Annotated in this window: 8 protein-coding genes; 3 read left to right on the forward strand and 5 right to left on the reverse strand. The window is 71.8% G+C overall.

Annotated elements, in window-relative coordinates; translation table 11 throughout:
• Nucleotides 1-81: 81 nt before the first annotated feature.
• Nucleotides 82-1,248, forward strand: coding sequence for a S1C family serine protease (locus tag WMF27_RS20815; protein WP_437767140.1), 1,167 nt, complete (start codon nucleotides 82-84; stop codon nucleotides 1,246-1,248).
• 38 nt (nucleotides 1,249-1,286) lie between these two features.
• Here WMF27_RS20815 and WMF27_RS20820 read toward each other — a convergent pair whose 3' ends face one another.
• Entirely contained in the window at nucleotides 1,287-2,663 is a 1,377-nt protein-coding gene (locus WMF27_RS20820) for a DUF1552 domain-containing protein (protein ID WP_437767139.1), read from the reverse strand.
• On the reverse strand, nucleotides 2,660-4,360 hold the full coding sequence (locus WMF27_RS20825) for a DUF1592 domain-containing protein (protein ID WP_437767138.1): 1,701 nt from the start codon (nucleotides 4,358-4,360) through the stop codon (nucleotides 2,660-2,662). The genes WMF27_RS20820 and WMF27_RS20825 overlap by 4 nt, the downstream gene beginning before the upstream one ends.
• 948 nt (nucleotides 4,361-5,308) lie before the next feature.
• On the opposite strand from WMF27_RS20825, the gene WMF27_RS20830 reads away from it, so the two are divergent.
• Nucleotides 5,309-7,096, forward strand: coding sequence for a hypothetical protein (locus tag WMF27_RS20830; protein ID WP_437767137.1), 1,788 nt, complete (start codon nucleotides 5,309-5,311; stop codon nucleotides 7,094-7,096).
• A gap of 103 nt (nucleotides 7,097-7,199) precedes the next feature.
• Nucleotides 7,200-8,570, forward strand: a complete 1,371-nt coding sequence (locus tag WMF27_RS20835; protein WP_437767136.1) for a sigma 54-interacting transcriptional regulator — start codon at nucleotides 7,200-7,202, stop codon at nucleotides 8,568-8,570.
• Between the two features lie 150 nt (nucleotides 8,571-8,720).
• Here the strand turns inward: WMF27_RS20835 and WMF27_RS20840 are convergent, their stop codons facing one another.
• The 3 genes from WMF27_RS20840 to WMF27_RS20850 form a co-directional block, all read right to left on the reverse strand.
• Nucleotides 8,721-9,284 (reverse strand): hypothetical protein, encoded by a 564-nt coding sequence (locus WMF27_RS20840; RefSeq protein WP_437767135.1) that lies wholly within the window; start codon nucleotides 9,282-9,284, stop codon nucleotides 8,721-8,723.
• A 418-nt stretch (nucleotides 9,285-9,702) separates the two neighbouring features.
• Nucleotides 9,703-11,079, reverse strand: a complete 1,377-nt coding sequence (locus WMF27_RS20845; protein WP_437767134.1) for a serine/threonine-protein kinase — start codon at nucleotides 11,077-11,079, stop codon at nucleotides 9,703-9,705.
• 225 nt (nucleotides 11,080-11,304) lie between these two features.
• Nucleotides 11,305-12,033 (reverse strand): PAN domain-containing protein, encoded by a 729-nt coding sequence (locus tag WMF27_RS20850; RefSeq protein ID WP_437767133.1) that lies wholly within the window; start codon nucleotides 12,031-12,033, stop codon nucleotides 11,305-11,307.
• Nucleotides 12,034-12,123 lie beyond the last annotated feature (90 nt).

A 12,123-nucleotide genomic window follows, 5' to 3' on the forward strand; every position in this document is an offset into this window, starting at 1 on the left:
GGCAGACTGCCGCGCCGCCGCGCAGGCCGACGGCGCGCCGCAGGGGAGACGCCTCGCCGATAGCAAGCTAGATTGCGCCGCATGCGCCACCGCAGCCACGCTCGACTCCCTGTCGTCCTCGTCGTCGCCGCGCTCGCCGCCTCCGCTGGATGCAAGGGGAAGCCCGGCCCCAGCGGCCCGTCGCCCGACGCGACGAAGGTCCCCGACGCGCCGGCGACGTCGGCGACGATCGACACGACGCCGCCGCCCGTCCCGCCCTCGAAGGGCGCGCTCATCGAGGACGAGCGCAACTCGATCGCCGTGTTCCGCGACGTCGCGCCCTCGACGGTGTTCGTGACGCAGCAGCGGCTCGTCGTGGACCGCTTCTGGGGGACCGCCGTCGAGGTGCCCGCGGGCTCGGGCTCCGGCTTCGTCTGGGACACCGACGGGCACGTCGTCACGAACTACCACGTCGTGGCCGGCGCGCAGTCGCTCGTCGTCCGGCTCCAGGGGGAGAAGACGTTCCCGGCGAAGCTCGTCGGCGTCGAGCCGCGCAAGGACATCGCGGTCATCAAGATCGACGCCCCCAAGGACATGCTGAGGCCGATCCAGGTCGCGCCCCTGCGCGAGCCGCTCGAGGTCGGGCAGAAGGCGATCGCGATCGGCAACCCGTTCGGCCTCGATCACACGCTGACGACCGGCATCATCAGCGCGCTCGGCCGCCAGGTCCAGGGCGTGGGCGAGGTGACCATCCGCGACATGATCCAGACGGACGCCGCGATCAACCCGGGCAACTCCGGCGGCCCGCTGCTCGACTCGAGCGGGCACCTCATCGGGATGAACACGATGATCTTCTCGAAGAGCGGCAGCTCCGCCGGCATCGGCTTCGCCGTGCCGTCGACGACGATCGCGCGGATCGTCCCGCAGATCGTCAAGACCGGGAAGGCCGAGACGGTCGGCCTCGGCATCCAGCTCGATCAGTCCCGCCGCCTGGAGCGGCGCAACGGCATCCGCGGCGTCATCATCATGGCCATCGTCCCGGGTGGCCCCGCCGACAAGGCGGGCCTGCGCGGCCTCTCCGAGGGCGATCGCGGGCTCGTGCTGGGCGACGTGATCGTCGGGATCGACGGAACGCCCGTCCAGGACTATGACGGGCTGTACAACGCGCTCGACGGCAAGAAGCCGGGCGAGAAGGTGAAGGTCGACGTGCTCCGCGGCCCGAGCGGCGAGAAGACCACCGTCGAGGTCGCGGTCGAGCTCCTCGGCTGACCCGCCCTCCCCCGCCCCGGGTTCCCCGAGCTCCTCTCTCAGGCAACGATTGCGTCGACGAGCCCGCCTTCAAGGCTCTCGTCGCCGAAGTCGTCGAGCGGACCGCCCTGGCCGTTCGTGCAGCCGACGGCCGCGCCGATCGTGTTGAGCAGCTTGTTGTTGGTGACCCGCTGGTCGATGAACTGGCCGGTCTTCAGGTAACCCGCGGCGCCGCCGGCGAGGATGTACGGGACCCTCGAGTAGGAGTGGTACTTGTCGGCGTTGTCGTTGAGCCACACGGCCACGCCGCGGTCGAGGAGCGTCCCCGAGCCGAGATCGTACGACGAGAGCCTGTCGAGCAGGTGCTTGAACATCCGCGCGTGGATGCGGTCGATCTGGTGGTGCAGCTCCTGCGCGCCCTCGATCGGCGGGCCGACCTCGCCGTCGCCGTCGATGCGGTGAGAGATCTTGTGGTAGCTCTTCTGCCGCACGCCGTGGATCGTGTACTCGGTCCCGTCGTTGCCGTCGCCGACCTGCAGCGTCGCCACGCGCGTCGCGCCGCACGCCATCGCGAGCGCGATGATGTCCATCTGCATGCGGGCGACGGTCTCCATGTTGTCGTAGCTGCCGACGTTCGAGGAGATCGCCTCCATCTCCGCGACCCGCTCCGGCGGGAGCGCGCAGGCGAGCCCGACCTCGAGGTCGCGGATGCTGTCGAAGTGGAGCTCCAGCCGCTCGCGGTCGCCCTGGCTGAGGTCCTTCCGGCGCATGAGCGCCTGCATCTGCTCCCGGACCAGGTCGTTCACGCTGGCGCGGCGCGCGGCCAGCGCCTTCGCGGCCGCGGCGTCCACCTCGGCGAGCCCGAAGAGCTTCTGGTACGCCTTGTACGGGTCGCGCTCGGCGGCGCGCAGCTGCTTCGGCCCGCGGTACGAGAGCACCTCGTTGATGTAACCGGCCTTCCTGCCCGCGTAGAGCGTCAGCGGCTCGACGCCCGCCGGGTTGAGCTCGGTCGCGATGCGGTTGTCGATCGACTCGCCCATCGCCAGCGACTCGTTGCCCGCCGGATCCTCCGACACCTGCGCGGCCGTCAGGCACTGGTTGCCGCCGCCGGAGTGGCCGCACCCGTTGCCCGGGAACGCGAAGCGGACGCCGCGCACCAGGATCAGCCGGCTCGCGTAGTCCTTGAGCTCGCTGACCGCCCGATCGGCGTCCGCGGCCATCGACTCGGCGGTCAGCGGGCCCGGCGCGCTGGGCCAGAACATCTCCGGCTCGTCGCCGACCTGCTGCGCGACGCCGTTGGCCTGGCGCATGAAGATCGCGAAGGGCGGCGCGTCCCCCGCGCCGGCCGCGGCGCGGCGCGGCGCGAACGTCTCCAGGAACGGGAGCGCCACCGTGACGCCGAACAGGCCTCGAAGCACACGTCGTCGGGTGATCATGGCGCCTCCGCGGGAACGCGAGCGAGGAAGGGAGTGGAGGAGACGATCCGGACGATGAGCTCCTTGGTCGAGGCGCCGCCGCGCGACGCCTCGCCGAGCTCCTCGACGAGCGCCCGGTCCTCCGCGCGCGCGCCGCGGCCGTGGGTGAACTCGAGCCAGCGCTCCGCGTAGCACTTGTGCGCCTCGCCGCTCTCGGCGAGGAGCTGGCTGAACTCGATCGCATCCGCGTAGCTCCTCGGCTGGCCGCCGAGCGTGTAGGCGTCCGCGGCGTTGACCGGCGCGCCGTTGTCGGTCGTGCGGTACTTGCCGATCGCGTCGTAGTGCTCGAAGGCGAACCCGGCGGGGTTGATGAGCAGCCCGTGGCACGACGCGCCGCACGTCCCCTTGCCCGTGTGCGCCTCGACGCGCTCTCGGTTGGTCGCGAGCTCGCCCGGCGGCAGCGAGGTCGCGTCGTCGGGCGGCGGCGGCAGCGTGGCGCAGAGGATCCTGAGGTTCACGAAGACGCCGCGGTGGATCGAGTCCGGCTGCCGCGCCGTCGCCTTGGCCGCGAGGAAGCCGAGGCGCGTGAGCAGCCCCGAGCGCTCCCCCTCGTCGAGCTCCACCCGCTTGAACTCGTCCGAGAAGTCCCCCTCGACGCCGTAGACCGCGGCGAGGTGATCGTTCACGAACGCGGTGCGCGCGGTGAGCAGGTCGGTGAGCCCGCCCTCCTCGTCGAAGACGACGTGATCCACGAAGAGCTCCGCCTCGCGCTGCATGTCGTCGCCCATCTCGGGGACGAACTCGGGGTAGAGCGCCTGGTCCTTGTTGAGGTCGTGGTACTGCTCGTAGTCGTAGAGCTGCCGGTGGAACGCGCCGACGACCTCGCGGGCGCGCTGGTCCTCGAGCATCCCCCCGGCGTAGGCGCGGACGGCCTCGCGGGTCGAGAGCTCGCCCGCCTTCGCCGCCTCGAGGAGCGCGTCGGAGGGCATCGTGTTCCACAGGGTGTAGGCGAGCTTGCTCGCGATCTCGTGTCCGCCGAGCGGGATGAGCCCGCCCTCCGCCGGCCCGGCGCCGATCTCGACGCGGTAGATGAAATGGGGGGACTGCAGAAACGCCTCGAGCGCCGCACGGACGCCCGCGGCGAACGGGTCTTCGCCCTCGAAGAGCTCCTCGCCGCGGTGGAACAGCGCGACGTACGTGTCCCGCTCCTCGTCCGTGAGCGGGCGCCGGAACGCCCGCTCGCCGAACCGCTCGACGAACGCCTGCGCCCGCGCGTCCGGCGCGTCCGGCAGGTCCGCAGGCGCGATCCGACCGAGCTTGCCCTGGTCGGCGGTCACCATCGCCGCGAGCTCCTCCGCGGCGCGCTGGTAATCGCCCCAGAGGCCCGGCGTCACCAGGAGCGCCGCCTCGTTGTTGTCGAACACGCCGCCGAGCGGGTCGCTCGTGAACGACGCCGAGAGGCCGGGCCGGTCGTCGAGGCGCAGGAGGTCGCGCACCGTGTTCTCCCACTGCGCGTGGGTCAGCCGCGGAAACATGCTGCGCTCGGCGACCTCGGGCCCGGCCGGCCCGCCGGGAATGACGCCATCCCCGTCGCCTCCCCGCGGATCACCCACGGCGCCCGTACACCCCGAGATCAGGAGCGCTGCGACGCTCAGCTGCGCGCCGAGCAGCCGCCGCCACCGCGGGAAGGCGGTCAATCGACAAGCCGGTGAGATCATCGAGCTCTCCTGATGAGCAGACCGATTGTGTACGCAGGAGACACACCTCGGCCGCCACCGCGACGAGGTGGTCAATCGATAAGCCAGTGGGGTCGCCGACCTCTCCTGAAGAAAGGCTCCGAACCAATCCGGACTGCACCAGGCAGCCGACGGTAGGCGCAGCGCCGGGTGCCACGAGGCGCCCTGCTGAAGCAGGGCGACGCGGAGCAACGACGCGACGCGCCGACCATCGGCTGCCTGGCGACAAGAGGTCTCGTTCGCTCTAAGCCAAGCAGCGAGATCCAGTTATGTAGGAAATACCCTTTACTAACAACCAAAAAAAATCTTGGTCCATGGGCAGGTGCGCGATGATCGCCCTGGAGCAGACAAATCCAACGGCACCCAAAACTCTGCTTACTCGTGTGTGTGATCTCCCATGCATGCCGGCCATGGCGGGAGATCTCGATGGCTGGACAATCCTGCCGAGGCGATGCGGTGTTGCCGCCGGGAAGTTCGCTGTTGCTGCCGAGCGGCGGGCTCAACAAGCATCGGCGCGATGCGCCCCTCTCGCCTCCGCCGCTGCTACGCCTGGTCTGCGCTGCCGCTCGCGTCGCTCGTCTCGCTCGCCGCGTGTGAGCGACGGGCAGCCCCGCCCGGGGGCGGCGCTGCCCGTCGCGCTCCACGGCGAGGACGACCGGCGCGTCCCTATCGGCCCGACGCGCGACGCGATCGCTACCTGATTGGCCGCAGCAACCTGAACGAGACAGGCAATTACGATCTCGACATGGATGAGCTCCCGCCCGCGCAGCAGGCGCGGAAGTTCCTCGTCGACCCCCTCGAGCACGCGCGGCGGACGTCGTCCGGGCCGCGCCGCGAGGCAGCGCGCGCGCCGGGGGGTGCGGCGGCGCCGCGCGGGCGCTCGGGGCCATCTACACGGCGCGCGCAGCGTACCCTACGCTGTGGGCCCGAATGAAACCGGATCCTTCCGATCGCCTCGCGCGGTGGCTCAACCACCCTCGCTTCTTCACGGCTGTCTTGCTCCTCGCGCTCGCCCTGGCGCTGCCCACGGTGGCGATCGCCTTCTATGCCGATGACTACATCCTGTTCTGCTACCTCGCGAAGCTGATCCCTGCCTCGCCTCCCTGGTACGATCTCTACAACTTCTTCCCCGGCGCCCCGGAGGAGACGCGGGCTGCCGTCTCCATCTCCGGGCTGCCGTGGTGGACCGATCCGGAGCTCAGGATCCACCTTGTCCGCCCCCTGGCGAGCGCGCTGCTCACGCTGGAGCGCGCGGTCTTCGGCGACGCCCCGCTCGGGTACCACCTTGTCTCGATAGGGCTCTACGTCGCCCTCGTCGCGGCCGCGGGCAGGCTGTTCCTGCGGGTGCTCCCGGGCGCGACCGCGGCGCTCGCCACGCTGATCTTCGCGATCAGCGGGAACCACGTTCATCCGGTCGGCTGGATCGCGTGCCAGCACATGCTGCTCGCGGCGCTCCCGGCGGTGCTCGGGCTCCTTGCGCATCTGCGCTACCGCGAGGAAGGGTGGCGGCCCGGGCTGTACCTGGGCCCGCTCGGGCTCGGGATCGGGCTCCTCGGCGGCGAGGCGGCGCTCGGCGGCGCGGCGTACTGGATCGCCTATCAGCTCGCCGGCCCCGTGCCGCCGGGCCGCGCGGACGGCTTTCGCGCCCGGGCGGCCGGCGTGCTCCCGGCGCTCGGCCTCCTCGCGTACTTCGCCGCGTACAAGGCGTTCGGCGGCGGCGCCGCGCACACCGGCGGGTATATCGACCCGCTCAGCAGCCCGCTCGCCTTCGTGGCCGCCGCGGCGGAGCGGCTGCCCATCCTGATCGGCGGCGCCCTCGTGGCCGTGCCCGCGGATCTCTCCGTCCCGCTCCCCAAGCTCCCCTTCATCGCGGTCGGGCTCGCGGCGGCCGCCGGCGTCGCCCTCCTCTACCGCGCTTGCCTCCCCGCGGTCCCCGAGCGCGAGCGGGCCGCCTTGCGCTGGCTCGTCCCCGGGGCGCTCCTCGCGTTCTTCACGAGCCTCGGGGGCTTCCCGGGGTCGCGCCTGCTGCTGGTGCCGGGCCTCGGGATCGCGCCGCTCCTCGCCGTCGTCGTCCTGCGCGGGCTGCGCCGCGCGCCCTCGCCTGGCGTCGCGTCATGGCCCCGCCGCGCCGGCGCCGGGTTCCTCGCCGCCGTGCACCTCGGCATCGCGCCGCTCCTGTTCCTCGCCGCCACCGCATCGAGCATCGATATCGCGCGCAAGCTCGAGGACATCGCCCGCAGCGCGGAGATCGACGCGCCGCCCCGCAAGCGGGTCTTCATCGCGGCCGCCTCGGATCCCATGGCAGCCATGTACCCTCAGGCGATCCGCGCCCTGGAGTCGCCCGACTCGTTCTCCTGCTGGACGATCCTCTCGATGAACAAGGGCACGCACCGCCTCACGCGCACAGGCCCGTCCTCGTTCTCCCTGGAGCGCATCGACGGGACGATGCTGACCGGGGCGTTCGAGACCCTCTACCGCGCGCCGTCCTCGCCGATCGCCGCGGGCTACGAGGTCGGCCAGTGCGGCGCCACGATCCGGGTCGCCGAGGTCGCGGACGGGAGGCCCGTGCGGCTCGAGGTCGACCTGGGCGCGCCGCTCGAGGATCCGGGGCTCGTCCTCCTGGCGTGGCGCGACGGGAGGCTCCGCCGCGTCGCGCCGCCCGCGGCCGGCGTCGCGGTGGAGTTCCGGTGGTCGCCGGGGCCGATCGGGTTCTTCTGAGCGCGGAGCCGCCCCCAGGGACACCCGGCCGCGCTCGATCCGCCTGCCCCTGCGCCCGAGCGCGGCTCGATGGCTCGCCCGCCCGCTGTGATACCGTGGCCGCGTGCCCAGCAGACCTCCGAGCAAGGCGCCCGAAGGCGGCCCCGAGACGCTGACGCACACGGGCTCGCCTGCGGATGACAGCGCGGGCGCGGTGCGCCGCTTCCGTCTGGAGCTCGTCGAGGGGCCGGCCCGAGGCGCCGTGTGGGACTCCTCCGCCGATCGGTGCTCGCTCGGCTCGGGCGAAGGCAACGACCTCGTCGTCGCGGACCCCACCGTCTCGCGCTTCCACTGCGAGATCCGCATCGACGAGGCCGGCGCGCGCGTCCGCGACCTGAAGAGCCGCAACGGCACGAACGTCGATGGCGTCGCCGTCGTCGAGGCGTTCCTGCGCACGGGCAGCCTCATCCGCGTCGGCAAGACCGTGGCGCGCTTCGAGTTCGGCGCGGAGCACAACCGCCTGCCGCTGTGGGACGAGGCGCGGTTCGGCGCGCTCTCGGGCGCGTCGGTGGCCATGCGCGGGGTGTTCGCGCTCCTGGCCCGGGCCGCGGAGCGCGACGTCACCGTGCTGCTCGAGGGCGAGACCGGCACCGGCAAGAGCCAGGCGGCCCGCTCGATCCACGAGCGGAGCGCGCGGCGGGAGGGGTCGTTCGTGGTCGTCGACTGCGGGGCCATCCACGGCAACCTGATCGAGAGCGAGCTCTTCGGGCACGCGAAGGGCGCGTTCACGGGCGCGGCGGAGCCGCGCGTGGGCGCCTTCGAGGAGGCGTCGGGCGGGACGATCTTCCTCGACGAGATCGGCGAGCTGCCGCTCGACCTCCAGCCGAAGCTCCTGCGGGCGCTCGAGGCGCGCGAGATCCGCCGCGTCGGGACGAACACGGCGCGGCCGGTCGACGTGCGCGTCGTCGCGGCCACGCACCGGGACCTGCGCTCCGAGGTGAACGCGGGCCGCTTCCGGGCCGATCTCTACTTCCGGATCGCGGTCGTGCGGATCCCGATGCCGCCCCTCCGGCAGCGGCCGGAGGACATCCCGGCGTTGCTCGACGATCTCCTCGCCGCGCTCCACGCGACGCCGGAGGAGGCCGCGGCGCTGCGGGAGCCGAGGATCATCGCCCGCATGAAGCGCGCGGCGTGGCCGGGCAACGTGCGCGAGCTCAGGAACTACGTGGAGCAGTACCTCGTGTTCCGCGCGCCGCCGCCCGTGAGCGAGCTCGCGCCGGTGAGCGCGCCACCGCCGGTCGACGCGAGCGTGCCGTACGCCGAGGCGAGGGACCGGGTGCTCGCGGATTTCGAGCGGCGGTACTTCGAGGCGCTGCTGCGGGCGCACGACGGCAGGGTCTCGCGGGCGGCGGCGGCGGCGGGGCTGGATCGACGGTACCTGTACCGGCTGCTGCACCGGCACGGGCTGGGGCCGGAGCGGGACCCAGAGGGGTAGTTCAGCCATCGGCCCGTCCCCCACCCCCGTCGGGGCCAACCAGGCTCGTTCCGCCGCGCTCAGGGCCTGAACCCCGCGGCGAGGCGCCGGAGCGTGCTCGTGAAACGAGCCGCCTCGGCGCCCCTCGGGATCGCGTCGGGGACGGCCGCTCTACCTGCAGGCGAGCTGGAAGTCCGAGCAGCAGTCGTCATAGTAGAGGCACAGCGGGTCGCAATGACATTCGGCGGCGCTCCCCCCGCAATGGTTCACGCAGCTGTTGTTGCGGGTCAGGATCGGCTTCTCGAAGATCGACACCTCGCACGTGCCGTTCCAGATGTTGTCCCCTCCGGCGCTGCGCTTGACCCTGATGCTCGCGCCGCAGTCGGTCGGATCGCCCGGGCTCAACCACTTGTCGAACGAGCAATCTCCGTTTCCGCGGTGGATCACCTCGATATGATCCCGCTGATAGCCGGGGGTGCACTTCCGGTTGCTCGTTCGCGGGAGCACCTCGTAGTGGACCTCCTCCACGACCCAGCCGCGAACCTTGAACTCCTCGTGATAATAGAGCCGCTCGCCGCTGCCCAGCGCGCTCTCGGCAACCCCGATCTCCGGATCTCCCGCCGCCTCCGGCGCGACCGGGCCGTCGGCCTCGATGCCGGTGTCCTCGGGCGGCTCGACGGCGCATGCCGCGAGCGGCAACGAACCAAGAAACAAGACGATGGCGCTATACTTCATAGTTGTCTCCTTATCTCTACCCACAAAGAAGGCGCGGCAGCCGGCGCGCTGGGTCGAAGCTCCCCCGCGGCCCAGACGACGCAGCGGGCGCGCGTTCGCCCCGGGTCCACGGGCGCGGGGGTCATTTCATCGACCTCGTCAGCCCTGGCGTCCGGCGGTGCCCCTCGGCGCCTCTGGCACTCAGCACGTCACGTCAGCACATCACCTCTGCACATCGCGTCACCTCAGCACAGCACGTGCCAGCCTCTCCGCCGGAGCCATGTCGTGGAATCCAGGCGCCGGAACGCGCAGGGCGCAGCGTCAGCCCCGGCGTCGTGTGGCCTGCGCGGCGACACGACGGTCGCCGGCTGCGACGCGGAGGCGACAGCGCGCCCGGTCGCGACCGGCGCACGAGGCGGGTCGCGCGATCCGGAGGTCGCTAGCCCTCGTCGAGCCCGGCGCGCGCCGCGGGGGTGATCACGAGGCCGCCCGAGCGGTGGCCCGCCGTCCACTCGTGCAGACGCAAGAGCTCCCCCCCGCCGAACCGCTCCCGCCCCGGCGCGCCGTGGACGACCATCGCGGGCGCGGCGTGCACGATCAGCGTGACGTGCACCGCAGGGCTCGGGCGGGAGCGCGCCGCGATCGCGGCCGAGAGCGCGCGCGCCGCGCCGACGAGGCGGCCCCGCGCCGCGCGGCTGCCCTCCGGCTCGCCGGGGAGCGCCACCGCCCCGACCAGCACGCCGCCGCCGTCCACGACCGTGGCGAGCCCCGCGTCGGCCGCGGCGCACCGGACCGCCGCGAGGACCGCCTCGGCGTCGTCGAAGGCCGCCTCGTCGATCTCGCCCTCGCCCTCGATCTGCACGCCGGCGAACAGCGCCGCCGCGGCCCGGACGCCGGCCTCGGCCCCCGCCAGCGCGGCGCGCAGCTCGGCGAGGAGCTCGGCGACGCCCTGGCAGCGCCGGTCCGGCGATTTCGCCAGGCAGCGCGCGATGAGGGCGTCGACGGCCGGCGGCGCGGGGACGAGATCGCTCGCCCGGGGCGGCGGCGCGAACAGGTGGAGCTCCTCCAGCTCGACGGGGTTGTCGGCGCGGAACGCGGGCTGCCCGGTGAGCATCTCGTAGAGCAGGAGCCCGAGCGCGTAGACGTCGGTCCGCGCGTCGACGGCGAGGCCGGCGATCTGCTCGGGGGCCATGCTGCCCGGCGTCCCGAGCACGCTGCCCTGCGTGACGATGGCCTCGCGGCCGAGCCGCCCGGGATCGAGCAGCTTGGCGATCCCGAAGTCGACGAGCCGCGTCGTGAACCACCCGTCCCGCGGGATCGCCATGATGTTCTGCGCCTTGACGTCGCGGTGGACGATCCCGAGCGCGTGCGCGGCGGAGAGCGCGCCGCCGATCTCCTCGAGCACGGCGAGCGCCTCGGCGGGCGACAGCGCGCCGCGGCCGCGGAGCTCCTGGTTGAGCGTCCGGCCCTCGATCCACTCCATCGCGATGTAAGGCCGGCCGTCCGGCAGGTCGCCCACGCCGACGATCTCGACGATGTGCGGGTGCGCGAGGCCCCGGAGGGCCGCGGCCTCTTGCTGAAACCTCGATAAAATCCGCGCGCGTGCGGCGAGCCGACGCCGCAGGACCTTGAGCGCCACGGGCCGCCCCGTGCCGAGCTGCGTGGCCAGGTAGACCACGGCGAAGCCGCCGTGGCTCCGCGCCTCCTCGATCAAGAATTCCCCGGCGAGGGTGCCGGGGGCGAGCTCGTCGGAGGCGACCGGCTCCTCGTCGACGAGGGTGCCAGGGGGATCATGAGGCCTCGTGGTCGCCGCCATGCTCGGGTGAGTTCGCCCGAGCTCGCGGCGGAATGCAAGCGCGCGATGCCGCCGCGATCACGTGGCGGGCGGAGGTGTGGTGGTACGGATCGGGACCGCCCGCCGCGCCGGCGCGACCTCAGGCCGGCGCGAGCCGCAGGGCCAGTCGCGATGGGCTGAATACGCCCTGACGCACGCGTCGCGCCGACAGGCTCGGCCCGTGCTGATAGCCGTCACTCCCGGCGCCTACCAAGGTCGCCCAGCATCGAAAAAAGTGAATCCCAGGAGTCCGGAAACGAGGAATCGTTCTGCGCAATAGGTGGTCCACGAGACAAAATACCCCCCGTTCGCCCCTTGGCCGTTGCCATAGCCGCTCGGCAGCGACACGCAATTTTCGCGCTCGGCCCACCTCGCAGAGCCATAGCCGTGCTTCAGCCAGCAAGCGCCTGCTGTCGACGCGGGCGCCCCGACTCCCGACAAGCCGTTGGGACTCCCGAGGTCCATCGTAAAATTCGTGCAGTAGGGCGTGTTAAGGCAGGCCAGCCGGCAGGCGTCGAGGCTGCTGACCTGAAGCGTCTGGAACGTCTCGCCACCTTCGTGAACGATGCTCCATTCATACCTGGGAGCGACGGTACCCGAAGCCACACCCGCTTTGCGCTGCTGGAACGCAATACCGTGCTTGAAGTTGCAGAACCCCAGATAATACGACCAAGCTGCACAGCCGGAATCCTGTGCGCAGGCATCTCGACAACTATAAGCAGAATCGGTCTTGATGCTCCAGTAATCGAGCCCCGGCCGATCCGTGTCCCAATCGGGCCCAGTAAGGATGTCTGGCCCGGGCGGCACGGGTTTCCCACCGTAGAGCGCCGCCTCCGACTCTTCGACGGACCCCTCCTCGAAGGAGCCTGGCGGGTCAGCGCAGGCCGCGACGGTCGCCAGTACTACCGACGTCGAAACACATGCAATTACCTTCATTGTATCGCCTCCTGACATCATTCATATTTCCCCTTTGGGGATTGTTGCGGGAACGACGGTGGGCCGAGCAGCCGTAGCAGGCAGCGCCGC

The organism is Sorangium sp. So ce281 (genome assembly GCF_051527395.1).
Taxonomy (GTDB): domain Bacteria; phylum Myxococcota_A; class Polyangia; order Polyangiales; family Polyangiaceae; genus Sorangium; species Sorangium cellulosum_B.